Here is a 26,222-nt window from a genome sequence, read left to right as displayed (position 1 = left end):
GCTAGAATTAAACAGTCTATCGAGCCGGTTCGAATGCCTGTCAGGGTGCTGCCAATGCGGCTGTGGCCGGCTAGCCAGCCAGCCACATTGCGCCTTGGCGCGGTCCCCTGTTTGCCCAAAAACAACGAGAGTCCTATGCCCTTGCGAGCCGTTCTTTTCTGCAAACCCTTGTCATTCGTGCCGGCCAGCCTTTTGCTGCTCGCGCTGTTGGGAGCGCCGGCAGTCCACGCCGACGAGTACACCGATGTCAACCAGTTGATCAGCGCCGGACAGTTCCCGCAGGCTTTGGCCAGCGCCGATCGCTACCTGGCCGCCAAGCCGCGCGATCCGCAGATGCGTTTCCTCAAGGGCGTGATCCAGAGCGGATCTGCCCAGACCGCTGAAGCCATGGAAACCTTTGCCCAGCTCAACCGCGACTTTCCCGAACTGCCTGAGCCTTACAACAACCTGGCCGTGCTGTATGCCGGCCTGGGCCAGTTCAACAAGGCCCGGGAATCGCTGGACATGGCGATTCGGCTGAACCCGCGCTATGCCGTGGCCCATGAAAACATGGGCGACGTGTATGCGCGGCTGGCCAGCCAGTCTTATAGCCGTGCGCTGCAGCTCAATGCCGCGAACGCCGCGCTGCCCCCCAAACTGGCCCTGGTCAACCAGTTGCTGACACCTGCCGTAAAAGCTGCCGCACCTGCCAAGGCGCCTTGAAATCAACACTTAACTTTTGAAAAAGATTCACCCCATGAACATTTCACGCACCCTTTTCACCCGCCGCAGCGCAACGCTCCTGCTGGCCGCTCTTACTCTGAGCGCCGGCGTCGCGCTGGCGGCCGATCCGGCCGCGCCCAAGGTCAAATTTGCCACCAGCGAAGGCGATTTCGTGGTCGAGGTCTATCCCGACAAGGCGCCCAAGACAGTCGAGAATTTTCTCCAGTACGTCAAGGACAAGCACTACGACGGCACGATTTTTCACCGGGTGATCAACAACTTCATGGTGCAGGGCGGCGGCTACGATGGGGCTTACGCCGAAAAGAAAACCCGCGCCCCGGTGGTGCATGAAGGCCGCGAGGCGTTGGCCAAGGGTGGCCCGAAAAATGTCGTCGGCACGCTGGCAATGGCCCGCACAAATGACCCCAATTCCGCCACGTCGCAGTTTTTCATCAACGTGAAAGACAATGACTTCCTGAACCCGGGCACGCAAGCCCCCGGCTACACCGTGTTCGGCAAGGTTATCAGCGGCATGGACGTCGTGGGCAAGATCAAGTCTGTGCCTACCGGCAGCGGCGGCCCCTTCCCGTCGGACGTTCCCAAGACGCCGGTCATGATCAAATCCGCAACCCTCGTCAATTAACCCACTTTTAAAGGAAATTTCATGAGCAATCCAAAAGTCGAACTGCACATTGCCAAATACGGCGTCATCACCCTGGAACTTGACGCTGAAAAAGCACCCAAGTCGGTCGCCAACTTCCTGAACTATGTCAACAAGGGCCATTACGATGGCACCGTGTTCCACCGCGTGATTCCCGGCTTCATGGTCCAGGGCGGCGGCTTTGCGGTCGGCATGACGCAAAAGCCGACCGACGGCGAGATCGAGAACGAAGCCACCAACGGCCTGAAGAACGACATGTACACCGTCGCCATGGCGCGCACCAACGCGCCGCATTCGGCCAGTTCGCAGTTCTTCATCAACGTCGGCAACAACGGCTTTTTGAATCACACCGGCCAGAACGCTTCGGGTTGGGGTTACGCCGTGTTCGGCAAGGTCGTTTCCGGCACCGAGGTGGTGGACCAGATCAAGGCCGTCAAGACCGGTCGCAAGGGTTTTCATGACGACGTGCCAGTTGAAGACGTGATCATCGAAAAAGCCGTCGAGCTAGCTTGACCCGGCAGCCGGACTGAGCCTGACTGAGTCCTCCATGCCCTCGTTTGCGACCGTGCCCCCTTTCAGCGAGCTTGTGGCTCCATCATCGTGGCGCACGGTCGATTTCATTTCCGACCTGCATCTGAACGCCGACGAGCCCACCACCTTCATGGCCTGGCAGGCTTATTTAAGGGACACGCCAGCCGATGCGGTGTTCATACTGGGCGACCTGTTCGAAGTCTGGGTCGGCGACGATGCCGTCAGCGCTGATTTCCAAGACCACCCCGAATCCGGATTTGAAAACCGCTGCGCCAGCGTGCTGACCGAGACAGGCCGCCGGCTGGCACTTTTTTTCATGCATGGCAACCGTGACTTTTTGGTTGGCCCGGCCTTCATGGCGGCTTGCCACGCCCGCCTGCTGGACGACCCGACCGTACTGAGCTTTGCCGGACAGCGCTGGTTGCTGTCGCATGGCGATGCGCTGTGCCTGGATGACACCGATTACATGGCCTTCCGGCAGCAAGTGCGCAGCCCCGGCTGGCAGCAAGCCTTCCTGGCCCGGCCATTGGTTGAGCGCCAGGCCATGGCGCGCCAGATGCGCAGTCAGAGTGAAGCGCGCAAGCGCTCCGGCATGGACTATGGCGACGTGGACTCCAACGCTGCCCGCCAGTGGCTGGAGACAGCGCATGCGCGCACGCTGATTCACGGCCACACCCACAAGCCTGCGTTGCACGACCTGGGCAAGGCGCTGTCGCGCGTGGTGTTGAGCGACTGGGACGCCGGCGCCAGAGTGCCGCGCGCCGAGGTGCTTCGGCTGGACAGCAGCGGCCTGCAGCGCATCGCCCTGCCGGTTGGATGAGACCAGTGCAATGCTGAACTGGCTGAACAGTCTGGCAGGCGCCCTGGGCCTGCCCGGCGCGCGCCCCAAGGAAATTCCCGAAGCACTCTGGCAACGCACGCTGCAGCATTACCCTTTCCTGGCACGGCTTCCCGGTGCCGACCGGCAGTCACTTCGCCTGCTTGTGGGACGGTTCCTGTTGCACAAGGAATTCACCGGCGCACACGACCTGGAAGTGACCGACGACATGGCCGTGGCCATTGCTGCACAGGCCTGTTTGCCGGTGCTGCACCTGGGACTCGACTGGTATGACGATTTCGCTGGCATCGTCGTGCATTCCGGCGCCATGCTGGCGCGGCGCAAGGCCATCGACCCCGCCGGCGTGGTCCACGACTACCGCGAAGCGCTGCTGGGCGAAGCCATGCAGGGCGGTCCGGTCACCCTGAGCTGGCAGGACGTGGCCGCTTCAGGCGATTCGGCCGAGCGCGGCCACAACGTCGTCATCCACGAGTTCATCCACAAGATCGACATGCGGGACGGCGCAGCCGACGGCTGCCCGCCCCTGCCCTCGCGCGCGGCCCACGCCGCCTGGCACGACACGATGCAGGCCGCCTACGAGCGCTTTTGCGAGCAGGTCGCCATGGCCGAGCGCTTTGGCGCGGCGCCGCCCTGGCTCGACGCCTATGGCGCCAGCGCACCGGCGGAATTCTTTGCCGTCGCCTGCGAAGCGTACTTCGTGAACAGCGAACGCTTCACCCAGGACTTTGCTGCCCTGACCGCACTGTTTGACCAATTTTTCAAGAAAAAATAGGCTTTTGCGCAAGCAGATATTGTGTTCATAGCTATAGATTAAATAGCATATTAGATTGGATTGGCACAACCCGACCCGACAGGTCTTGCCAGCCCGTTGGCTCCGTGGATCCGTTCGGCTTGCCCGGTCTGCACGGATTTGTAGGCTTAAGGTTTCTTAAACATTAATCGTGTAGATTCCAGCCACGCCAGCGGGTCATCCGGCAAAACGCCGGCCAAAACAAAAAAATCCATGATCTTTTTCAATCAATTGTTTGGCCGCTTTCTCGAATCTCGGCACACCCGCCACCTGTTTAGCCGCCGGGTCATTCTGGAATCGCTGCCCAGGGAAGGCCGTGCCGCTGCCGTTCCTGACCAGCTGAACCAGCAACTGGTGCAAAGGGCCCGGCAAGACCTGCCCGACATACTGGCGCAACTCAATACCCGCAAGGAAGGCCTGAGCATTGCCGAAGCCGACGCCATACGCGCCCGGGTTGGCCCGAACGAGGTGGAACACGAAAAGCCCATGCCTTGGTGGCTGCACCTGTGGCTGAGCTACAAAAACCCGTTCAACCTGTTGCTGACCGTGCTGGCCGTCGTGTCTTATTTCACAGAAGACATCAAGGCGGCCATCGTGATCGGCAGCATGGTGACGCTCTCGACACTGATCCGCTTCATTCAGGAAAGGCGCTCCAACCACGCTGCCCTGGCGTTGAAAGAGCTGGTCAGCAACACCGCGACCGTGATCCGGCGTGTGGAACAAGCCGCTGACACAAGCCATCCACCCGAAAACGTACCGGGCATGCAGCCCGCCGGCCAGATCGAGTTGCACATCAAGCAACTGGTGCCGGGTGACATCGTGCTGTTGTCGGCCGGCGACATGATTCCGGCCGATAGCCGGGTGATGCTGGCCAAGGACCTGTTTGTCAGCCAGTCGGCCATGACCGGCGAATCGCTGCCGGTCGAAAAATTTCCGGATGCCAAGGGTTCAGTGGACAGCGCGTTGCAGATGGCCAATCTGGTGTTCATGGGCACCAACGTCGTGTCGGGATCGGCCACGGTGGTCATTCTGACCACCGGCAACAGCACTTATTTCGGCACGCTGGCCACCCGCGTCACCGCCAACACTTCCGAAGTCAATGCCTTTCAGGTCGGCGTCAACAAGGTCAGCTGGCTGCTGATCCGATTCGCCTTTGTCATGGTGCCCATCGTGCTGCTGATCAACGGCTTTACCAAGGGCAACTGGACCGAAGCGTTTTTGTTTGCGTTGTCGGTGGCAGTCGGCCTGACGCCTGAAATGCTGCCCATGATCGTCACTTCAACACTGGCCAAAGGCGCGGTGATCCTGTCGCGCAAAAAAGTCATCGTCAAGCGGCTGGATGCCATCCAGAACTTTGGCGCCATGAATGTGCTGTGCACCGACAAGACCGGCACGCTCACGCAGGACAAGATTGCGCTGGCCCGCCACACCGATGTGTTTGGCCACGAATCCGAAGAGGTGCTGGGGTTTGCCTACCTCAACAGCTACTACCAGACCGGCCTGAAAAACCTGCTGGACCGCGCCGTGCTGGAGCATGTCGAGGTGCTCACCGACCTGCAGCTGACCGAAAATTACAAAAAGATCGATGAAATCCCCTTTGATTTCCAGCGCCGCCGCATGTCGGTGGTGGTGTCGGAACGCGAGCATCACCATGAGCTGATCTGCAAGGGTGCGGTGGAAGAAGTCGTCGCCGCCTGCACCCATGTGCGCGACGGCGACCAGACAGTGCGGCTCGACGCCGCCATGCTGGCGCGGGTGCACCATGTCACCCGCGACCTGAACGAAGACGGCCTGCGTGTGGTGGCCGTCGCCATGAAGGAAATTCCGCCCGATCAGGTGGCTTACTCGGTGGCTGACGAGTCAGAATTGACCTTGATTGGCTACATCGCTTTTCTTGACCCGCCCAAGGAATCGACGGCGCCCGCCCTCAAGGCGCTGGCCGAGAACGGTATTACCGTGAAGGTGCTGACCGGCGACAACGAGCTGGTGACGGCCGAAGTCTGCCGTCAGGTTGGCCTGGTGGTCGAAGGCATCGTGCTGGGTCCGCAAATTGACACGATGAACGATCAGGCACTGGCCAAAGCGGTCGAGCAGCACACCATTTTTGCCAAGCTCTCGCCGCTGAACAAGGAGCGCATCGTGCGCAGCCTGCGCAGCAACGGCCACGTCGTCGGCTTCATGGGCGACGGCATCAACGACGCGCCGGCGCTGCGTGCCGCCGACATCGGCATTTCGGTCGATACCGCTGTCGATATTGCCAAGGAAGCGGCCGACATCATCCTGCTCGAACGCAGCCTGATGGTGCTCGAAGAAGGCGTGATCGAAGGCCGCAAGACCTTCAGCAACATGCTGAAATACATCCGCATGACAGCCAGCTCAAACTTTGGCAACGTGTTTTCAGTGCTGATCGCGAGTGTGTTTTTGCCATTTTTGCCGATGCTGCCACTGCAGCTGCTGGTGCAAAACCTGTTGTACGACGTGTCGCAAATCGCCATTCCGTTTGACAACGTCGATGCCGAACTGGTCAGCAAGCCCCTGAAATGGAACCCCGACGATATCCGCCGTTTCATGATTTTTTTCGGGCCGATCAGCTCGATTTTCGACATCACCACGTTTGTGGTGATGTGGTACGTGTTCAAGGCCAATTCACTCGACAACCAGACGCTGTTCCAGTCGGGCTGGTTTGTCGTCGGCCTCCTGACGCAAACACTGATCGTGCACATGATCCGCACGCCGAAAATCCCGTTCATTGAAAGCCGCGCGGCCTGGCCCCTGCTGGTCATGACGCTGCTCATCATGGTGGCGGGTATTTTTCTGCCGATGGGACCGCTGGCCAGCTATTTCAAGCTCGAAGCGCTGCCGATGGCCTACTTTGGCTGGCTGGTGGCGATATTGCTGGGCTACGCGGTGCTGACAACGCTGATGAAACGCTATTACATCCGGCGTTTTGGCTGGCAGTAGACAAAGTCGGAAAATTGGCAACGCGTGCAAAGCCGCGCGGCTTAATCTTCCTTTAAGACGGCGGTTTTACGATCCACATACAAATCTGGCGAAAGCTTCATCGGCTTTTATCAACTCATCCAAGCGCCTGATAACCACTCAAAAAAAGAAACTCGATGCGCGCACCCAGCTCTATTCCAGCGATCAGCAGCAAACCCTATGCACCCCTTGCCATATTGCTTCACTGGACGCTGGCCGTCCTGATCATCGGCATGGTTGCGCTGGGCTGGTACATGCTGGAGATTGAAGACGATCCGGGCAGCGCCTGGTTCTTCAACCTGCACAAATCCATTGGCCTGGTGATTGCCGGGCTGGTGCTTTTACGCCTGGTCTGGCGATTGAGTCATCCACCCCGGCCTTTGCCGGCCAGCGTGCCGTCCTGGCAGGTCAACGCATCACGGGCAACACACGGGCTGCTGTACGCCGCCATGATCGCCATGCCGACCTTCGGCATCATCGGGTCATTGCTGAGCAACAAAGGCATCGTGTTTTTCGGCACTGCCCTGCCCCGCGTGTTGGACGCCAACCACGACCTGGCAGAAACGTTCTTCGAGGCGCATTCGTTGACTGCCTGGATTCTGGTGGTGCTGGTGTCGCTGCATGTGCTGGCAGGGCTCAAGCATTTGGTGATTGACAAAGACGGCGTTTTCCAGCGGATGTGGTTTTCACGGTAGGGCAGGCGCTATGGCCATCGATCCACTTGAAACCCTTTCGTCACAGGAAGCGGATGAATCTGCTTTTTCAAAATTCCGCAAGCTGAACCAGTGCGTCGCCATCACGGTGGCGCTGTTGGCCACATTCATGGGCATCTGCAAGGTCAAGGACGACAACATTGTCCAATCCATGCAGCAGGCCCAGGCCAACAAGATTGACCACTGGAATTTCTACCAGGCGCGCAACATACGCGAAGAAGTTGCCAAGGGAACGTTGCTTCAACTGCGGCTCGCAGCGCCGTCTCAGCCTGCCTCTGAACGCGAAAATTACCAGCAAGCGATCGAGCAGTATGCGCAACTGGCCGCGGATCAGGCCAAAAAGAAAGATGCGCTGAAGGCTCAGGCCGAGCAAGACCAGAGGGACTACGACGCCGCCAACTTCCGGGATGACCAGTTTGACCTGGCCGATGCGCTGCTGGCCATTGCGATTTCATTGCTGGCGGTGACGGCGCTGACCCATTTATGGTGGTTGTACTTCGTGGCGCTGGTGCCCACAGGCTTTGGCGTACTGATGGGACTGTCAGGATTGGCGGGCTGGGGCATTCACCCGGATGCGCTGATCCGGCTGCTGTCGTGACCAGAGTTTTCTTTTCAACCCTGTCACCTTTACCCTTAATTGGCTCTACCGCTTTACTGACATTGGTTTACAGCTATTTTTTAAATAGCAACTTACTCAAGTCTGGGCGCGGTACCGTAAAGCCAGGGGATGTCGAGCAGCTTTTCTCCCAGCAGCTTCATTGAAGCATCGCGTGCCCAGCGCAGCGGACCCTGCGCATGGAATATCTGGCCGTTGCGCAATGACCGGGCCTGCACCCGGGCATTGCGCTCCCAGCGGTTCAGGGCATAGCGCTGCAGCACCGTCGGCACGTCGAAAGCCGGGTCTCGCGCCATAGCCAGTACCGAACCCAGCTCTGCCGCATCTTCAATCGCCATGCCCGCGCCCTGCGCCAGGTAGGGCCGCATCGGGTGCGCTGCATCGCCTAGCAGGGCCACGCGGCCTTGTGCCTGCTGGTACGCGCCAGTCATGGGGGGACGGTCGCTTAGTGGCCAGAGACGCCAGCTGGGTTCGGCCTGGTTGCCGCCATCGGTCACTGCCTGAATCAGGTCCTGCAACAGCTTGGCGGTTTGACCCATGGCTTGCTGCAGGTCGGCCCCGTTGGCATGGTGGTCCCAGCTTTGCAGGTCGCCCGCAATCTGCCCCTGCACGATGACCACCAAGTTCAGCCATTCACCGCTGCGAACCGGGTAATGCACCACATGCAGGCGCGGACCCAGCCAGACGGTGACCTGCTGGCTGCGCAGCCGCTCAGGCAGCCTGGCTTGCGACAGCATGGCGCGGTAAGCCAGGTGACCGGTGACACGCGGTGGCGCATCGTTCAGCATCTGCTGGCGCAGGCGGCTCCAGAGCCCGTCGGCGCCAATCAGCGCATCGCCTTCAACTTCCAGCAATGGCGCAGCTTGCACAGGATGCAGGCCAGGGGTGGCCACCGTTGCAGGCTGCATCTGCAGGATGACATCACGTCCACTGTCGGCATAACCCATCACGGAACTGTTCAGCTTGAGCCACACCTGATCCCGTGCCTGCACGGCCTGCAGAAGCAGCGCATGCAGGTCGGAGCGGTGAAGCGTCAGATAAGGCGCGCCGTATTTTTCCAGCGCCCGCTGGCCCAGCGGCATCGTGCCCAGTTCCTGACATGAAAGGGCGTCACGCACCACAAGGCGCTGGGGAAAGGCCGCCACCCGCTCCAGTGCGTCCTGCAGGCCCCAGCCATGCAGCAGCCTGACCACGTTCGGTCCCAGCTGGACCCCCGCGCCGACTTCGCTGAAGCCCGGAGCGCGCTCGTACAGCCGCACATCCCAACCCGCGCGCGAAGCGGCCAATGCCGCTGCCAGCCCGCCAATACCGCCGCCGGCAATCAAGGCCTGACGCGTCATGCGCGGCACGCTGCGCAGGTCATGACTTCAGCACCAGCCTTGTGTCTGCGCAAAGTATCAGCGCCCACCTTCATTGCGCGAGCAGCTGCCGCAGGACGTAAGGCAGGATGCCTCCATTGCGGTAGTAGTCCACCTCGATCGGCGTGTCAACGCGCAGGATCACCGTGACTTCCTGGTGCGAGCCATCGGCGCGGGTGATGCGCAGCTTGGCTTCGCTTTGCGGCTTCAGTTCAGGGTGCGGAATCACCTCGACGGTTTCAGAACCGACGAGCTTGAGCGACTCCCACGACTCGCCCGGCAAAAACTGCAGCGGCAATACACCCATGCCGACCAGGTTGCTGCGGTGAATGCGCTCGAAACTGCGCGCCACCACCGCCTTGATGCCCAGCAGCTGCGTGCCCTTGGCGGCCCAGTCGCGTGACGAGCCGGTGCCGTATTCCTCGCCGGCAAAAATCACCGTCGGCGTGTTTTCTGCCATGTACTTCATGGCGGCATCGTAGATCGGCATTTTCTCGATCGCGCTGTCCGGCGTGTCGTGCCCTGCGTGGAACAGCGTGACGCCGCCCTCCTCGCGCGAACCGTCCTTGTCGGCCGGAATCATCAAGTTCTTGATGCGCACGTTGGCAAAGGTGCCGCGCATCATCACGTCGTGGTTGCCACGGCGCGAACCGTAGCTGTTGAAGTCGGCCTTTTGCACGCCGTTGGCTTGCAACCACTGTCCGGCGGGCGAGCTGCCCTTGATCGAGCCGGCTGGCGAAATGTGGTCGGTGGTGATCGAGTCTCCAAACAGCGCCATGATGCGCGCACCCTTTACGGAAAACTCATTGTTTTGGCCTGTAGCGCCCGCTCCATCTGCGGAAGGCGCTTTCATTTCCATAGCAAAATCGTTAAAAAACGGTGGCTCTGCAATGTAAGTGCTGTCCGGCCAGGTGTAGGCGTTGCCGGTCACGCCATGAATACCCGCCCAGAGCTCACCGGGCTCGGTCTTGACCTTGGCGTAATTGGCGCGGAAAGCTTCGCCGTTCATGGCGAACTTCATCAGCGCATGAATCTCGTCACTGGACGGCCACACGTCGCGCAGGAACACCTCCTTGCCGTCCGTGCCCTTGCCCAGCGACTCGGTGGTCAGGTCGCGCAATACCGATCCGGCCAGCGCGTAGGCGACGACCAGTGGCGGGCTTGCCAGGAAGTTGGCCTTGATGTTCGGGTGAATGCGTGCCTCGAAATTGCGGTTGCCTGACAGCACGGCAGCGCAGACCAGGTCACTGTCGTTGATGGCCTCGTTCAGCTCGGCCGTCAGGTCGCCCGAGTTGCCGATGCAGGTGGTGCAACCGTAGCCGACCAGGTCAAACCCGAGCTGCTCCAGGTAAGGCATCAGCCCCGTTTCAGTCAGGTACTCGGTCACGATGCGCGAGCCGGGCGCCAGCGAGGTCTTGATATGCGGCTGTACGCGCAGACCCGCCTCGACCGCTTTCTTGGCCAAGAGTCCGGCGGCCAGCAGCACGCTGGGGTTGGACGTGTTGGTGCAGCTGGTGATGGCGGCAATCAGCACGTCGCCATTGCCCACGGTCAGGCCTTTTGAGTCTGCCCGCGCCGCTGGCGTGTCATTGCTGGATGCCTGGCCGCGGTCCCCATGCGCAATCGCCAGTGTCGGACGGTTAGCCTCCATTTCGACCACCGAGCGCTGGGCACCCATGGGCGTGGGTGGCGCACCCGGAAGCGTCTTGGCTCGCTCCGTGTCGGGGGGGCACACCAGGTGACGCGTATTGAGCGTGCTGGCGGGCTGGTTGAAACCATTTTCAGCATTCGACTTGCTGTAAAGCGAGCGGAACTGGTTGGCAACGTTGCCCAGTTCGATGCGGTCCTGCGGCCGTTTCGGGCCGGCCAGGCTGGGCGTGACGTCATCGAGGTTCAGCTTGACGACCTGCGAATAGTCGATGTCACCGGCGGCGGCCACGCCAAACAGGCCTTGCGCCTTGAAGTAAGCCTCGAAAGTTTCGATTTCCTCTTCGGTGCGGCCGGTACCCCGGAAGTAGTCGATGGTCTTTTCATCCACCGGGAAAAAGCCCATGGTGGCGCCGTATTCAGGCGCCATGTTGCCAATGGTGGCGCGGTCAGGCAAGGCCAGAGAGCGCGTGCCTTCGCCAAAGAATTCGACAAACTTGCCGACCACCTTTTCACGGCGCAGGGTTTCGGTCACGCGCAACACCAGGTCGGTGGCGGTCACGCCCTCGCGCAGCTTGCCGGTCAGCTCCATGCCGACCACGTCGGGCGTCAGCAAATACACCGGCTGGCCGAGCATGGCGGCTTCGGCCTCAATGCCGCCCACGCCCCAGCCGACCACGCCAATGCCGTTGATCATGGTGGTGTGGCTGTCGGTGCCAACCAGGGTGTCGGGGTAATACACGTCATCTTTTGTCTTGTGCACGCCGCGCGCCAGGAATTCGAGGTTGACCTGGTGCACGATGCCAAAGCCCGGCGGCACGACGCCAAAGGTGTCAAACGCCTGCATGCCCCATTTCATGAATTCGTAACGTTCGCGGTTGCGCTGGAATTCAAGCCTCATGTTCAGGTCGATGGCGTCCTTGGTACCAAAGTAATCGACCATGATCGAATGGTCGACCACCAGATCGACCGGCACCAGGGGCTCGATGGCTTTCGGGTCCTTGCCCAGCTTGACGGCAACACTGCGCATCGCGGCCAGGTCGGCCAGGAGCGGCACGCCGGTAAAGTCCTGCAGCACCACACGCGAGACGACAAACGGAATTTCTTCACTTCTGTCGGCCTGTGGCTGCCAATTGGCGAGTTGCTCGACATGCTCGGCCGTGACCTTCTTGCCGTCGCAGTTGCGCAGCACCGACTCCAGCACGATGCGCACCGACACCGGCAAACGCTTGACGCTGGGGTAGTGTTCAGCCAGAGCCGGCAGGGAGTGGAACTTTCCCGCCTTCCCAGAAGCAGTCTCAAAGCTCTGCAAGGTGGAGGCAAAGGCATGTGCAGCGTTTGAGGCAGGGATAGCGTGGGTGGGCGTATGGGCCATGGCAGTCTCCTTTGGGGTAAATCATCAAGTCACATTCTGGCAGGCAGCGGGCCAACCTGGAACAAAAATGCCAAACGACCCGTTGCAGCGCAAGCGCTTTAGGGTCGGCGGCTTTGACAGCGGTCAGATGACGTTGAAGTGATCCGAAATACACCAGGCCGCCGGCTTGCCTGGCAAAGTGTTGCCAGGCGCTGTACTGAACCCGTTCGATTGACACGTCAGCGTGATCGCGTAGCCACTAAGCCTCCAAGCTGAAAATATTTTTTAATAGCAGAAAATACACGATAGGCAAGCGCAAAAGCCTGTTCTCGTTGAAAAACAGCCGAATTCGACACAGCGTTGGCAACAGGCTGAAATCCACTGATCTCTTACACCTGGCTTATCGGCAAGTACCGACAGCCAGGCAAGCCAGCGGCTGATTCGTGTTTGGCATTCACTGGCCTAAATTGAATGCGCAACTCAACCACTTCACGGAGATTTCATGAGCACCACGTCAACCACCACGACAACAGAGCATCAAAAACTTTGGGATTTGATCAAGGACATCAAGTTCGGCATGTTCGTCCACCGCCACGCAAACGGCATGATGCACAGCCAGCCGTTGACGACACAAAACAAAAACATGGATGAAGGGAACCGCTTGTACTTCTTCGTTTCCCGCAGCGGCGAAATTGCTGAACATATTGCTCAGGACGACAACGTCAACGTGTCCTATGCCGACACCGGCGAAGACAGCTATGTTTCCGTGTCTGGCAAGGCGCTGATCGTAGAAGACATGGGCAAAAAAGAAACGCTGTGGACGCCGATGGCCAAGGCCTGGTTCCCGGGCGGCCCAACCGATCCAGACGTCGCGCTGCTGGAAGTCCTGATCGGCCATGCCGAATACTGGGATGTGAAGGAAAGCAAGATGGTCCAGCTGGTGCGCATGGCCAAGGCGGCTGTCACCGGCGAGCCACCGAAAAATTTTGGCGAGCACAAAGAGCTCAACCTGTCCTGAACGCTTACTTCACCGAGCCCCTGATTACGTCAACAAACCCGGGGCTCCAATAAATCCGGCAGTCATGCGCAAAAACCAGGCTTGTGCGCTGCATGCTTGAGCTTGAAAATCAAATTTTCCACGTCATACGTCGATTGACCTGATTGATCAGCGCATGAAAGCAAGGCCGTTGGCGGTTTGATTCAGCTGTGCTTTTACTACCTTCGCGTCACAGTTGAGCATGTCGCGAGCGGCGCGCATGTCTGTCCAGCCAAAAAGGCTTTATGTTGCCGAGCCTGGTGGCAAACAACGCAGCGTTCCTGTCCAGGAAGGCAATCAGCTGTTTTCAACGGGCTGATCAGCCAGTCGAAAATCAACATGCGTTGAACGGCTTTTCAGGGCCAAACGGACTGCTGGGGTACCTGCACTTACAATAAAGTACAAACCATCACCTCGCTTACAGACGTAAAAGTGTCGAGCAAGCTGGATTTTTCCATGGGTGATGGACAACACAGACCGCTTGCCCCAGACCGGCAACAAGGTCATCACCCCGACGCTGCGCCTGACGCACGCGCTCAAATCCCCGCAATCCGCTCGGCCAGGAACTGCCGACTCCCGTGACAGGCGCCAGGCGCTGGACGGGTCGCTGACAGCGCCATCGCATCAACAAGAATGCGGCGCCGTTCAAGATTCTCTTTACCTCTCGAGATGGGCCACGGCCATGCCGTGCGGCATCTCACGCATTCCTGAAAGGAAAACCATGCCCACTTATGACCCCGAAGATGTTGTCGCCGCCTTGCGAAAACGTGCCGCCGGGCTCGGCGGCAGATCGATTCGCATGATTGCCGCCGGGGTATTGCTTTTGTTCTTTTTCGCCACGAGCTGGTTCACGGTGCAACCCGAGGAAACCGGGATCGTCCAGCGTTTTGGCGCAGTGGACCGCACGGTCGGTCCCGGACTGCATTTCAAGTTCCCCAGCGGGATCGAGAAAGTCCGGATGGTGCCTACAGCCCGCGTGCTGAAAGAGGAGTTTGGCTTCGTCACGACCGATGCCGGCGGTCCAGGTGGTGCGCGAACCCAGTATGCCGCCAACAACAACCCTTACAAGGAAGTGTCGCTGATGTTGAGCGGCGACCTCAACGTGATCGATGTGCAGTGGATTGTCCAGTACCGGATTGAAGACCCGACCAGCTACCTTTTCGAGGTGCGGGAATCGCGACAGACGATACGGGACACAGCCGAGGCCGTCATGCGGCGGGTGGTTGGCAACCGTTTGGGCAGCGATGTACTGACTGTCGGCCGGGTCGGTATTTCCCTAAAGGTCAAAGAGGAGATGCAAAAAATCCTTACGGCCTATGGCACGGGAGTCCAGCTGGTGACGGTGGAGCTTCAAGATGTGACGCCGCCAGACAGCGTCAAGCCCGCGTTCAACGAAGTCAATGAGGCGCGCCAGGACAAAGAGCGAACCATCAATCAGGCGCAGGAACAAGCCAATCGCGAGATTCCCAAGGCGCGTGGAGAGGCGGTCCAGACGGTCACCGAAGCCGAAGGCTACGCCGTCGAGCGGGTCAACCGCGCCGAGGGCGAAGCAACGCGTTTCAAGGCCATTCTTGCCGATTACAAGAAGTCGCCTGAAGTCACCCGCAGCCGGCTTTATCTGGAAGCCATGGGCAGCATCCTGCCGGACGCGAAAGCCGTGTATATCGTCGATAGCGAGCAGCGTGCCATGCTGCCGCTGATTAGCATGGATGGGGGCCAGTTACCTGTGCCCACAAGCGGCGCAAGCAGGCTGCCAGAAGCCATCAAAGGAGCAAAACTGCCATGAAGAAATCAATCACCATCGGATTGGGGGCCTTGGTTCTGACGGCCATCATCGCCTTCTCGGGAACCTTTTATACCCTGGAAGAGGGCAAGCAGGCAGTGATCGTCCAGTTCGGGCGGCCTGTCGGAAAACCCGTCACCGAAGCCGGGCTGCACATCAAGATCCCCTTCATCCAGGACGTTCGACTTTTTGAAAAGCGCCTGTTGATCTGGGACGGTGCACCCAACCAGATTCCCACCAAAGGGCGAGAGTTCATCTGGATAGACACAACGGCACGCTGGCGCATTGCCGATGCCACGACCTTCCTCGAAAGCGTTGCCACAGAGACAGGCGCTCGCTCCCGCCTGGACGACATCATCGATTCAGTGGTGCGCGATCAGGTGTCGGGCAGCGAACTGGTGGAACTGGTCCGCAGCGCCTCATGGGAAGCGCCCGCTGGACAGGCGGTCGAAGAAGCACCGGCAGAGGTGCAGGAGCAGCTGAAACAGCAGGTCTCGCGTGGACGCGAGGAGATCACACGAACCATCCTGATGGAAGCCCGAAAAATCATGCCGCAGTATGGAATAGAGCTGGTGGATGTGCGCATCAAGCGCCTTGACTATGTGGAAAGCGTGCGTGAAAGAGTCTATTCACGGATGATCTCGGAACGCAAGCGCATTGCCGCGCAGTTCCGCTCGGAAGGTGAAGGTCAGAGCGCCGAGATTCTCGGTACCATGGGCAAAGAACTGAGTGAAATCCGGTCCAGCGCCTATCGCAAGGTCCAGGAAATCCGGGGCAAGGCGGATGCCGAGGCCGCCCGCGTCTATGGCGAGGCCTACAACGCCGATCCCGAGTTTTACGCGTTCTCCCGCACCCTGGAAGCCTACAAGGAAGGGCAAAACAAGAATTCCGTGATGATCATGACCACTGACAGCGACTATTACCGCTACCTGAAGCAGTCCGGAATGCCGGGCAATACCCGGTCGACGCGCTGAGTGTGTGCCTCAGGCGGGGTAGCCTGAACCGGACTTTGTTCTGATGTGCTCGGACCACAGACATAAAAAAGCCCCGTCACCTTCGTGACGGGGCTTTTTTTCGGCTGCCTGGCCCTGAAGGGCTTATGCCGGCACGCCATCCTTCACCGTATCTGCCATGTCGGTGTAGTCCTTGACCCGGTCAAAGTTCAGGTACTGGTACACCTGGGCGCTTGACGCTGTCAATACCTGCATGTCGGCCATGTACTCGGCCCGGGTCGGTATGCGGCCCAGCTTGGAGCAGATAGCGGCCAGTTCGGCGGAACCCAGGTAGACGTTGGAATTTTTGCCCAGACGGTTCGGAAAGTTGCGTGTCGAGGTCGAAAACACGGTAGCGCCCTCCTTCACCTGCGCCTGGTTGCCCATGCACAGCGAGCAGCCGGGCATTTCCATGCGCGCGCCAGCAGAACCCAGCACGCCGTAATGGCCTTCTTCGCTCAGTTGCTTGGCGTCCATCTTGGTCGGTGGCGCCATCCACAGCTTGACAGGAATGTCACGCTTGCCTTCGAGCAGCTTGGACGCGGCGCGGAAATGGCCGATGTTGGTCATGCAGCTGCCAATGAACACTTCGTCGATGACGCTGCCGGCGACATCAGCCAGGGTTTTTACATCGTCCGGATCGTTCGGGCAAGCCACGATGGGCTCGTGGATGTCAGCCAGGTCAATCTCGATAATGGCGGCGTATTCTGCGTCGTCATCGCCCTTGAGCAATTGCGGGTCGGCCAGCCAGGCTTCCATCGCGGTAATGCGGCGCTTGATGGTGCGCACATCCGAATAACCGGTGGCAATCATCCACTTCAGCATGGTGATGTTGCTGGTGATGTACTCAATGATCGGTTCCTTGTTCAGGTGCACCGTGCAGCCGCCGGCAGACCGCTCGGCCGACGCATCGCTCAATTCAAACGCCTGCTCGACCTTCAGGTTTGGCAACCCTTCGATTTCCAGGATGCGGCCCGAGAAAATGTTGACCTTGCCCTGCTTGGCCACGGTCAGCAAGCCGGCCTTGATGGCGTACAGCGGAATGGCGTTGACCAGATCACGAAGCGTGATGCCGGGCTGCATCTCGCCCTTGAAGCGCACCAGCACCGACTCGGGCATGTCCAGCGGCATGACGCCGGTAGCCGCGCCGAAAGCCACGAGGCCGGAGCCGGCCGGAAAGCTGATGCCGATGGGGAAACGCGTGTGGCTGTCGCCGCCGGTGCCGACGGTGTCGGGCAGCAGCATGCGGTTAAGCCAGCTGTGGATAATGCCGTCGCCCGGACGCAGCGGAATGCCGCCCCGGTCGCTCATGAAGTCAGGCAGTTCGTGGTGCATCTTCACATCGACCGGCTTGGGGTAGGCGGCGGTGTGGCAAAACGACTGCATGACCAGGTCAGCCGAGAAACCGAGGCAGGCCAGGTCTTTCAACTCATCGCGGGTCATCGGGCCGGTGGTGTCCTGCGAGCCGACCGAGGTCATCTTGGGTTCGCAATAGGTTCCGGGACGAACGCCCTGGCCTTCCGGCAAGCCGACCGCGCGGCCGACCATCTTTTGCGCCAGCGTGAAGCCACGCTCGGTGGCTTCAGGGTCTTGCGGCAAGCGGAACAGCGTTGACACAGGCAAGCCCAACGCGGCGCGGGCTTTGGCTGTCAGGCCACGACCGACGATCAGCGGAATGCGGCCGCCAGCGCGCACCTCGTCAAACAACACGTCGCTTTTGAGCTTGAATTCGGCGATCACTTCGCCGTTTTTCAGTGCTTTACCTTCGTAGGGGCGCAGTTCGACCACGTCGCCCATGTTCATTTGCGACACATCAAGTTCGATTGGCAATGCGCCCGAGTCTTCCATGGTGTTGTAGAAAATCGGGGCAATCTTGCTGCCCAGGCAGACGCCGCCAAAACGCTTGTTCGGCACAAAGGGAATGTCTTCGCCGGTGAACCACAACACCGAGTTGGTGGCGGACTTGCGCGAAGAACCGGTGCCGACCACGTCGCCCACATAGGCCACGAGATTGCCTTTGGCCTTGAGTTCCTCAATGAACTTGACCGGACCGCGCTTGCCGTCTTCTTCTGGCGTGACGCCGGGACGGGCATTCTTGTGCATGGCCAGTGCATGCAATGGAATGTCGGGGCGGCTCCAGGCGTCGGGTGCGGGCGACAGATCGTCGGTATTGATTTCGCCAGCGACCTTGAACACAGTCAGCTGGATCGATTCAGGCACTTCAGGGCGGCTGGTGAACCATTCGGCATCGGCCCAGCTTTGCAGCACAGCCTTGGCGAAGTGGTTGCCTTTTTCGGCCTTTTCCTGCACGTCATGAAACTGGTCGAACATCAACAAGGTATTTTTCAGGCCGCTGGCCGCTTGCGCTGCAACGCTGTCATCGGCGTCATCAAGCAGCGCAATCATGGGGCTGATGTTGTAGCCACCCAGCATGGTGCCCAGCAGTTGCGTGGCTTTTTCACGCGAAAGCAGTGAAGATTTTTCAGTGCCGTGCGCCACGGCAGCCAGGTAGCTGGCCTTGACCTTGGCGGCGGCATCGACGCCAGCCGGTACGCGGTGGGTGATCAGGTTGAGCAGAAAAACGTCCTCGCCTACGGGCGGGTTCTTCAGCAGTTCTATGACCTCGCCGGTTTGCTGGGCAGTCAAAGGCAACGGTGGAATACCCAAAACAGCACGTTCGGCAACATGGTTGCGGTAGGTTGGCAGAAACTCGGATGACATGGCTACCCTCAGATTGAAGTTATAAGAAATCGTGGCGACGAGAAGAAAAACGCTTTACTGGGCCGGGACCGGATTGGCCACCACTGGAGGCGCATCCAGAATACTGGCGGGCGGATGCAATTTAAGGTTCTGCGCCACGATCATTTGCTCAGGACTGACGCATTCGTCCGCCAGACGAATGCCCTGCTTTTGGCTCATCAGCATCGATTTATTGGCAAGTTGCAGCCAGACAGCGCCGGCATTCTGGTCTTCCAGACGAATGGCACCGGTGGAAGTGGCCACTGGAAACATGCGGTAACTGAAGTTCTTGCCTTGCATGTCGAAGTAACCGGGATTCTTGGCGTCGGCGGTCAGCGTGACCGAAGCGCCCAGTTCGCACGGCATCTTGCCCACTTGCACTCGTTCGGCAATTGCCAGTTCAGTTGGTGTCATGGCGGCCTCGGCAGCCTGGATTCCGGCCGCCACGTTGACGGCAGCACTCTTGAGGCTGGTACGGCTGGCAGAAACCTTCGGCTTCTTTTCAGCCTTCTTTTTAACCGCTGGCTTGTCGGCCTTGGCTGCTGCAGTTTTGCTGGCCGCAGGCTTGGTAGCGCTTGTCTTGCCGGGCGCCGCCTTGTCAGACGTCTTGTCAGTCTCTGCCTGTGCCATAGGCGCAGCGGCCAGAAGGAAAGCAGCAGCCAAAGCGGCGGCGAGGGTGGCGAAGGGTTGGGTTTTCATACGATTCCTCGTCATTGGGTTGGCGCTCATCCAGGAGCATCCGTAAAATAAGTTTGAGCGTCAGGCGGCAGGGTGCGGCCCGTCTGGTGGGCTCGCTCCAGCACCTGCCAAAAATAGCGATAACTCGCCCTGTCATGCAATTTACCATCAAAACTAATGGGAGCCCAATCCACAAGGGCAGCAGCAGCTATTATTTTTGTAGCATTTCCAATTTCATCCTCACTTGGGGCAAAAGCCGCCAAAATGAAGCGTATCTGATTTGGATGAATGCTCCACATTCGGGTGTAGCCCAGTTCACGCGAGGCTCGCCGCGCGGCGAGCGTCATGGCCGTGGCATCGTTGAATTCCGTCACCACGCAATGTGAAGGCACCTTGCCATAAGCATGACAGGCGGAAGCGATTTCAAGTTTGGCGCGCACGACCAGCGGATGGGTGAACTGGCCCTGGCTGTCCATGCCATCGGCAGGAATCGCGCCACCATGGCTGGAGACAAAGTCCATCAGGCCAAAGCTGAGCGACTGGACGCGGGGGTGTGCGGCAATGTCAAAGGCATTGCGAACGGCAAGGGGGGACTCGATCAGCACATGCAGGGGTAAATTCCCGGCCGATGCAGCCAGCAGCGCTTGCTCGGCCTTGATCACGTCATCGATGGATTCCACCTTGGGAACCATGATGTGTGAGAGCTGGTTGCCAAGTTTTCCGGCAATAACGGCCATGTCAGAGTCAAAAGCCGGGTGGCCAACTGCATGCACCCTAACGGCGACGCGGGCCTTGTCGCCAGCCAATGCGGCGAGCGACACCACCATGGCGGCATGGTCGGCTTCACCGCCGACCGGCGCGCCATCTTCACAGTCCAGTGTCACGTCGAACACGCAGGCGCCGAACTCCTCGATCATTTCTGCCTGCAACTGCAAGCTTTTGCGCATCCGCGCTTCCACACCGCTGTAATGGTCGCAAACGGGCAAAAAAGCCGCTGCGGCCTGAGCGCCGAGGAGAACTTCGCGCGGATGTGTCATTGAATAAACTTGGTTCTGGGGACGATGACCAATGGCTCGGGAGTTGGGTGGGCATCGCAACGATATTGACAACGCCCCCCGATTTTCCGGCTGGCTATTACAGAAGGTGTGCGACGCCGGCTTGTTCGCCCTGCAACTCTTCCAGCGTCTTGTTGATGCGTTCCTGGCTGAATGCATCAATTTCCAGGCCCTCAACAATCTTGTATTCACCGTTTTCGCAGGTCACGGGGAAACCGAACATCGTGTCCTTTGGAATACCGTATTGGCCATCGGATGGAATACCCATCGTGACCCACTTGCCATTGGTGCCGAGCGCCCAGTCCCGCATGTGGTCAATGGCGGCGTTGGCAGCCGATGCAGCCGATGAGGAACCGCGCGCTTCAATGATGGCAGCGCCGCGCTTGCCAACGGTCGGCAGGAAGGTATTGGCGTTCCATTCCTGGTCATTGACCATCTGGGCGACGCTTTCACCGTTGATGGTGGCAAATCGGTAGTCGGCGTACATGGTGGGCGAGTGGTTGCCCCAGACCGTCAATTTTTCGATGTCGGCCACGGCCTTGCCGGTCTTGGCAGCGATCTGGCTGGCAGCGCGGTTGTGGTCCAGGCGCAGCATGGCGGTGAAGTTCTTTCGTGGCAGGTCAGGCGCGCTCTTCATGGCGATATAGGCATTGGTGTTGGCGGGGTTGCCAACCACCAGCACACGCACGTCGCGGCTGGCAACGTCATTGAGTGCCTTGCCCTGTGCCGTGAAAATCGCGCCATTGACAGCCAACAGCTCGGCACGCTCCATGCCAGGGCCGCGCGGACGCGAGCCGACCAGCAAGGCGTAATCGGCATCCTTGAAGGCGGTCATCGGGTCGCTGTGGGCAGTCATCTCAACCAGCAGCGGGAACGCGCAATCGTCGATTTCCATCATCACGCCCTTAAGCGCTTTTTGCGGGCCTTCTACTGGCACTTCAAGCAATTGCAAAATCACCGGCTGGTCCTTGCCAAGCATTTCGCCCGAGGCAATGCGAAACAGCAGCGCATAACCGATTTGACCGGCAGCACCGGTAACTGCAACACGTACGGGTTTTTTGCTCATGACTGACAACTCCAAGGAAGGTTAAAAAATGATTGGACAGAAAATGACACAGGGTTTGCGTCGCAAATTCAAGCTTTGCCGGACCATGAGAGCAGCGTCTTTTCTAACAAAATCAACAAACAAGGTCCGTACGATGCACAACCCGGGATTTTACGCTTGAAAATCGCGTCAGGTCAACTTGTCTTATGTCTTATATAAGATATGATCAAGGCATATTTTCATGTCCGGCTCAGGCGCTGCGCCCCATGATCACAGGTCGCTGCGCAAATTTGCTGTATGACAAATACCAATTCTTCAATACCCGATACCTCAATGGCAGCTGCCGAGCAGGAGACCGTCGCGCCTGCGGGACAGACCCCGGCATTCAGCCCGCTGTACCAGCAGATAAAGGTACTGATCCTCAAAGGACTGCAAGCGGCTGAATGGAAGCCTGGCGCACTGATTCCAAGCGAGATGGAACTCGCTGCGCGCTTTCGCGTCAGTCAGGGAACCGTTCGAAAAGCCATTGACGAACTTGCCGCAGAAAACCTGGTGATCCGTCGCCAGGGCAAGGGAACCTTCGTTGCCACCCACGCCGAGCAGCAGGTGCAATACCGTTTCCTTCGGCTGATGCCGGACAACGGTGACACCAGCAGCGAAGGCCCGGCGGAACGCCAGATAGTTGACTGCAAGCGGATTCGGGCCACGGCTGACATCGCCCGCCCTTTGGCACTGCGAACCGGCGACGCCGTGCTTCAGTTGCGCCGGGTGCTGTCATTCCAGGGGACGCCCACGATTGTCGAGGACGTCTGGCTGCCGGGCGGCCCTTTCAAAGGTCTGACTGCCAGCCGCCTGGCGGTCTACGGCGGGCCCATGTATGCGTTATTCGAAACCGAGTTTGGCGTCCATATGGTCCGTGCCGAAGAAAAAATCCGTGCCATCGCAGCCGATACGGTGGCGGCAAGGCTGCTGGATGTGAAGCAGGGCGAACCGCTATTGAGCGTCGAACGCATTGCTTACACCTACAACGACATCCCGATGGAGTTGCGCCGGGGCCTGTACCGAACCGACACCCATCACTATAAAAATGTGCTCAGCTAGCAGCATTGCCCCAAAAAGGCAACGCTTTGCAAATAAATTTGCTGCATTGCAATAGAATTAAAATGATCGACGGACAGTCATGATCCGCTGAGTTACCAACCGGTTACCACCACGAAAGCCCATAAAAATGACAGAGCTGGCATCTACACCACGCCCCAAGCGGCCAGAGTTCCGCAACATCAATGCCTTTACTGACCTGCCAAGCTACCGACTGCCGCTGGCCGGAATTGTTTCGATCCTGCACCGTGTTAGCGGAGCCATTATGTTTCTGCTGATGCCTTTCATCATCTGGATGTTTGATACGTCGATTTCTTCAGACATCTCTTTTGACCGCTTCAAATCCACCTTCAATGCGGGCATGCTTGGTTTGCCAGGCGTGCTCTGGAAACTGGTGGCCCTGGCACTGATCTGGGCTTACCTGCACCATTTCCTGGCGGGTATCCGGCATTTGTGGATGGACAGCAGCCATGAAGCCGTCAGCAAGACTTTTGGCAAGCAATCAGCCGCCTTCACGCTGATCGTCAGCATTGGCCTCACGCTGGTGCTGGGTGCCAAGCTGTTCGGACTCTACTAAAAAGTGCGCGGGCTGGTTGCTGCGCTAGCAGAGCCAGCGTTGCCTCCATTCTGATCAAGGAAAAAAATCATGTCTGTCAATTACGGCTCAAAGCGCATCGTTGTCGGCGCTCATTACGGCACCCGCGACTGGCTGAGCCAACGCATCACTGCGGCTCTCATGGCCATTTTCACCCTGCTGCTGCTGGGGCAAGTCATTTTCAGCAAGGGACCTATGGGCTATGACCAGTGGGCCGGGATCTTTTCCCCCCAATGGATGAAGGTTCTTACCTTTGCGGTCATCATTGCCATGCTTCAGCATGTATGGGTAGGCATGCGCGACATCTGGATGGATTACATCAAACCGGTAGGCCTGCGCTTGCTGCTGCAGGTGTTCACCATCTTCTGGCTGATCGCCTGCGCAGGCTGGGGTATCCAGGTGCTGTGGCGCCTTTGATCCGCAGCCTTTCCCCAAGGTCAACGCTGGCATTTTCCAGCTTCCAAGATTTATAAGAATATGACTGCTACCTCCCAACTTCCCAAGCGTAAATTTGATGTTGTCATTGTCGGTGCCGGCGGCTCCGGCATGCGCGCTTCACTGCAACTGGCACGTGCTGGCTTGAACGTTGCCGTGCTGTCAAAAGTGTTCCCAACCCGTTCGCACACTGTGGCGGCGCAAGGCGGCATTGGCGCCTCGCTGGGCAACATGTCCGAAGACAACTGGCACTACCATTTTTACGACACCGTCAAGGGTGGCGACTGGCTGGGCGACCAGGATGCGATTGAATACATGTGCCGCGAAGCACCGAAGGTTGTCTATGACCTGGAGCACATGGGCATGCCGTTTGACCGCAATCCCGACGGAACGATTTATCAGCGTCCGTTCGGTGGCCACACCGCCAACTACGGCGAAAAGCCGGTTCAGCGCGCCTGCGCTGCCGCCGACCGCACTGGTCACGCCATGCTGCACACGCTATACCAGCAAAATGTCAAGGAAAAAACCAGCTTTTTTGTTGAATGGCTGGCAATGGACCTGATCCGCGATGCCGAGGGTGATGTCGTAGGCGTTACCGCCATCGAGATGGAAACCGGTGACGTGCATATTTTTGAAGCCAAGACCACGCTGCTTGCCACCGGCGGCGCTGGCCGAATTTTTGCAGCTTCCACCAACGCGTTTATCAATACTGGGGACGGTCTGGGCATGGCCGCACGCGCTGGCATTCCACTGGAAGATATGGAATTCTGGCAGTTCCATCCGACAGGCGTGCACGGTGCCGGTGTGCTGCTCACCGAAGGCTGCCGTGGTGAAGGCGCCATTTTGCGCAACAGCAACGGCGAGCGTTTCATGGAACGTTATGCGCCAGCCTACAAGGACTTGGCGCCGCGTGATTACGTGTCTCGCTGCATGGACCAGGAAATCAAGGAAGGCCGAGGTTGCGGCCCCAACAAAGACTACATCAACCTGGACATGACCCACCTGGGCGTAGAGACCATCATGAAGCGTCTGCCTTCGGTGTTCGAGATTGGCCACAACTTTGCCAACGTCGACATCACCAAGGAACCAATTCCGGTCGTGCCGACCATCCATTACCAGATGGGCGGCATCCCGACCAATATCCATGGTCAAGTCGTCACGCAGAACGCCGAGAACAAGAGCGTGGTGGTCAACGGCCTGTACGCTGTTGGCGAGTGCGCTTGCGCAAGCGTACACGGTGCCAATCGCCTGGGAACAAATTCATTGCTCGATTTGCTGGTCTTCGGCCGTGCTGCTGGCAACCACATCGTTGAATTCAACCAGGCCAATGCCGAGCACAAGCCCTTGCCTGCTGATGCTGCAGACAAAACCATGGCCCGCATTGAACGCCTGGACAATGCAACCACTGGCGAATACGCGCAGGACGTCGCCAACGACATCCGTGCAGCCATGCAGCAGCATGCCGGCGTGTTCCGAACCCAGGCCGTCATGGATGAAGGTGTGGCCAAAATTGCGGAACTGCGCAAGCGCGTCAATGCAATCGGCCTGAAAGACAAGTCCAAGATTTTCAATACCGCGCGCATTGAAGCACTGGAAGTCGAGAACCTGATCGAAGCCGCTGAAGCCACCATCATTTCTGCTGCAGCGCGCCACGAAAGCCGCGGCGCCCACTCCGTAGACGACTACGGAGACACACCGGCACATCCGAACGGCCGCAATGACACCGACTGGCACAAACACACTCTTTGGTACAGCGAAGACAACCGCTTGGCGTATAAGCCGGTGCAAATGAAACCCTTGACGGTTGAATCCATACCTTTGACAGTTCGCTCCTTCTAAAAATACAAGCAGGAATTCCCATGACCAAACGTACTTTTCAAATTTACCGCTACGACCCTGATACCGACGCCAAACCTTATATGCAGACCATCGAGGTCGAATTGGACGGCAGCGAGCGCATGCTGCTCGATGCGTTGATGAAGCTCAAGGCGCAGGACCCCACTATTTCCTTTCGCCGCTCCTGTCGCGAAGGTGTTTGCGGCTCTGATGCCATGAACATCAATGGCAAGAACGGCTTGGCCTGCCTGACCAACATGCTCACGCTGAAGGGCACCATCGTGCTCAAGCCGTTGCCTGGCTTGCCGGTAGTGCGCGACCTGTTTGTTGACATGACACAATTCTTCAAGCAGTACAACTCGATCAAGCCTTACCTCATCAATAACAACGTGCCGCCACAGACCGAGCGCCTGCAAAGCCCGGAAGAGCGCGACGAACTCAATGGCCTGTACGAATGTATTTTGTGCGCCAGTTGCTCCACGGCATGCCCCAGCTTTTGGTGGAATCCTGACAAGTTCGTAGGTCCGGCCGGCTTGTTGCAAGCTTATCGTTTCCTGGCCGACAGCCGTGATGAAGCTACCGCTGAACGGCTGGACAACCTTGAAGACCCATACCGCCTGTTCCGCTGCCACACCATCATGAATTGCGTTGATGTTTGCCCCAAAGGCCTTAATCCGGCCAAAGCCATCGGCAAGATCAAGGAAATGATGATTTTGCGCACGGTCTGACATTGAGTTGAAT

At 58.8% G+C, this 26,222-nt stretch carries 22 protein-coding genes; 16 read left to right on the top strand and 6 right to left on the bottom strand.

The features are described from left to right. Positions 1 to 135: 135 nt before the first annotated feature. From IWX87_RS01620 to IWX87_RS01585, 8 genes are all read left to right on the top strand, one after another. The gene (locus IWX87_RS01620; protein WP_196861746.1) at positions 136 to 702 is read left to right on the top strand and encodes a tetratricopeptide repeat protein; all 567 of its coding nucleotides are present in this window, start codon (positions 136 to 138) and stop codon (positions 700 to 702) included. Between the two features lie 34 nt (positions 703 to 736). Further along, on the top strand, positions 737 to 1,345 hold the full coding sequence (locus tag IWX87_RS01615) for a peptidylprolyl isomerase (RefSeq protein ID WP_196861745.1): 609 nt from the start codon (positions 737 to 739) through the stop codon (positions 1,343 to 1,345). Positions 1,346 to 1,366: 21 nt separating this feature from the next. Then, positions 1,367 to 1,876 (top strand): peptidylprolyl isomerase, encoded by a 510-nt coding sequence (locus IWX87_RS01610; RefSeq protein ID WP_196861744.1) that lies wholly within the window; start codon positions 1,367 to 1,369, stop codon positions 1,874 to 1,876. 34 nt (positions 1,877 to 1,910) lie between these two features. Beyond that, positions 1,911 to 2,714 (top strand): UDP-2,3-diacylglucosamine diphosphatase, encoded by an 804-nt coding sequence (locus IWX87_RS01605; RefSeq protein ID WP_196861743.1) that lies wholly within the window; start codon positions 1,911 to 1,913, stop codon positions 2,712 to 2,714. Between the two features lie 10 nt (positions 2,715 to 2,724). Further along, positions 2,725 to 3,504: a zinc-dependent peptidase gene (locus IWX87_RS01600; protein WP_196861742.1), complete on the top strand. Its 780-nt coding sequence runs from the start codon at positions 2,725 to 2,727 to the stop codon at positions 3,502 to 3,504. A 231-nt stretch (positions 3,505 to 3,735) separates the two neighbouring features. Further along, complete coding sequence (gene mgtA, locus IWX87_RS01595) at positions 3,736 to 6,483, top strand: magnesium-translocating P-type ATPase (RefSeq protein WP_196861741.1); 2,748 nt, start codon at positions 3,736 to 3,738, stop codon at positions 6,481 to 6,483. A gap of 155 nt (positions 6,484 to 6,638) precedes the next feature. Then, positions 6,639 to 7,196 (top strand): cytochrome b, encoded by a 558-nt coding sequence (locus tag IWX87_RS01590; RefSeq protein ID WP_196861740.1) that lies wholly within the window; start codon positions 6,639 to 6,641, stop codon positions 7,194 to 7,196. A gap of 10 nt (positions 7,197 to 7,206) precedes the next feature. Then, positions 7,207 to 7,812, top strand: coding sequence for a DUF4337 domain-containing protein (locus IWX87_RS01585; RefSeq protein ID WP_196861739.1), 606 nt, complete (start codon positions 7,207 to 7,209; stop codon positions 7,810 to 7,812). 92 nt (positions 7,813 to 7,904) lie between these two features. On the opposite strand, the gene IWX87_RS01580 is transcribed toward IWX87_RS01585, so the two are convergent. Both IWX87_RS01580 and IWX87_RS01575 read right to left on the bottom strand, forming a co-directional pair. Next, positions 7,905 to 9,170: an FAD-dependent monooxygenase gene (locus tag IWX87_RS01580; RefSeq protein WP_196861738.1), complete on the bottom strand. Its 1,266-nt coding sequence runs from the start codon at positions 9,168 to 9,170 to the stop codon at positions 7,905 to 7,907. Between the two features lie 70 nt (positions 9,171 to 9,240). Beyond that, the gene (locus IWX87_RS01575) at positions 9,241 to 12,210 is read right to left on the bottom strand and encodes an aconitate hydratase (protein WP_196861737.1); all 2,970 of its coding nucleotides are present in this window, start codon (positions 12,208 to 12,210) and stop codon (positions 9,241 to 9,243) included. Between the two features lie 481 nt (positions 12,211 to 12,691). On the opposite strand from IWX87_RS01575, the gene IWX87_RS01570 reads away from it, so the two are divergent. The 3 genes from IWX87_RS01570 (at position 12,692) to hflC (ending at position 15,982) form a co-directional block, all read left to right on the top strand. Beyond that, positions 12,692 to 13,207: a pyridoxamine 5'-phosphate oxidase family protein gene (locus IWX87_RS01570; RefSeq protein ID WP_196861736.1), complete on the top strand. Its 516-nt coding sequence runs from the start codon at positions 12,692 to 12,694 to the stop codon at positions 13,205 to 13,207. A gap of 481 nt (positions 13,208 to 13,688) precedes the next feature. Further along, entirely contained in the window at positions 13,689 to 15,011 is a 1,323-nt protein-coding gene (gene hflK, locus IWX87_RS01565) for an FtsH protease activity modulator HflK (RefSeq protein WP_231374340.1), read from the top strand. After that, positions 15,008 to 15,982 carry a protease modulator HflC gene (gene hflC / locus IWX87_RS01560; protein ID WP_196861735.1) on the top strand — a complete coding sequence of 325 codons (975 nt, stop codon included), beginning with the start codon at positions 15,008 to 15,010 and terminating at the stop codon, positions 15,980 to 15,982. The genes hflK and hflC overlap by 4 nt, the downstream gene beginning before the upstream one ends. A 123-nt stretch (positions 15,983 to 16,105) precedes the next feature. Here the strand turns inward: hflC and IWX87_RS01555 are convergent, their stop codons facing one another. From IWX87_RS01555 to IWX87_RS01540, 4 genes are all read right to left on the bottom strand, one after another. After that, positions 16,106 to 18,721, bottom strand: a complete 2,616-nt coding sequence (locus tag IWX87_RS01555) for a bifunctional aconitate hydratase 2/2-methylisocitrate dehydratase (protein WP_196861734.1) — start codon at positions 18,719 to 18,721, stop codon at positions 16,106 to 16,108. 54 nt (positions 18,722 to 18,775) lie between these two features. Further along, complete coding sequence (locus IWX87_RS01550) at positions 18,776 to 19,438, bottom strand: hypothetical protein (RefSeq protein ID WP_196861733.1); 663 nt, start codon at positions 19,436 to 19,438, stop codon at positions 18,776 to 18,778. A 26-nt stretch (positions 19,439 to 19,464) separates the two neighbouring features. Further along, positions 19,465 to 20,454, bottom strand: coding sequence for a CoA ester lyase (locus IWX87_RS01545; protein ID WP_196861732.1), 990 nt, complete (start codon positions 20,452 to 20,454; stop codon positions 19,465 to 19,467). Positions 20,455 to 20,551: 97 nt separating this feature from the next. Next, positions 20,552 to 21,538: a malate dehydrogenase gene (locus IWX87_RS01540; protein ID WP_196861731.1), complete on the bottom strand. Its 987-nt coding sequence runs from the start codon at positions 21,536 to 21,538 to the stop codon at positions 20,552 to 20,554. Positions 21,539 to 21,850: 312 nt separating this feature from the next. Here IWX87_RS01540 and IWX87_RS01535 point away from each other — a divergent pair, with 312 nt between their 5' ends. From IWX87_RS01535 to IWX87_RS01515, 5 genes are all read left to right on the top strand, one after another. After that, the gene (locus IWX87_RS01535) at positions 21,851 to 22,618 is read left to right on the top strand and encodes a GntR family transcriptional regulator (protein ID WP_231374331.1); all 768 of its coding nucleotides are present in this window, start codon (positions 21,851 to 21,853) and stop codon (positions 22,616 to 22,618) included. Positions 22,619 to 22,745: 127 nt separating this feature from the next. Next, entirely contained in the window at positions 22,746 to 23,192 is a 447-nt protein-coding gene (sdhC, locus tag IWX87_RS01530; RefSeq protein WP_196861729.1) for a succinate dehydrogenase, cytochrome b556 subunit, read from the top strand. Between the two features lie 69 nt (positions 23,193 to 23,261). Continuing rightward, positions 23,262 to 23,627, top strand: coding sequence for a succinate dehydrogenase, hydrophobic membrane anchor protein (sdhD, locus tag IWX87_RS01525; protein WP_196861728.1), 366 nt, complete (start codon positions 23,262 to 23,264; stop codon positions 23,625 to 23,627). 60 nt (positions 23,628 to 23,687) lie between these two features. After that, positions 23,688 to 25,484 carry a succinate dehydrogenase flavoprotein subunit gene (sdhA, locus tag IWX87_RS01520; protein ID WP_196861727.1) on the top strand — a complete coding sequence of 599 codons (1,797 nt, stop codon included), beginning with the start codon at positions 23,688 to 23,690 and terminating at the stop codon, positions 25,482 to 25,484. Positions 25,485 to 25,504: 20 nt separating this feature from the next. Continuing rightward, positions 25,505 to 26,209, top strand: coding sequence for a succinate dehydrogenase iron-sulfur subunit (locus IWX87_RS01515; RefSeq protein WP_196861726.1), 705 nt, complete (start codon positions 25,505 to 25,507; stop codon positions 26,207 to 26,209). Positions 26,210 to 26,222: the final 13 nt, after the last annotated feature.

Origin of the sequence: Polaromonas sp. CG_9.7 (assembly GCF_015752205.1) — a bacterium.
GTDB lineage: Bacteria > Pseudomonadota > Gammaproteobacteria > Burkholderiales > Burkholderiaceae_C > Polaromonas.
The sequence above is the reverse complement of the archived record's forward strand: the minus strand, read 5'-3'. Positions and strand labels throughout refer to the sequence as shown.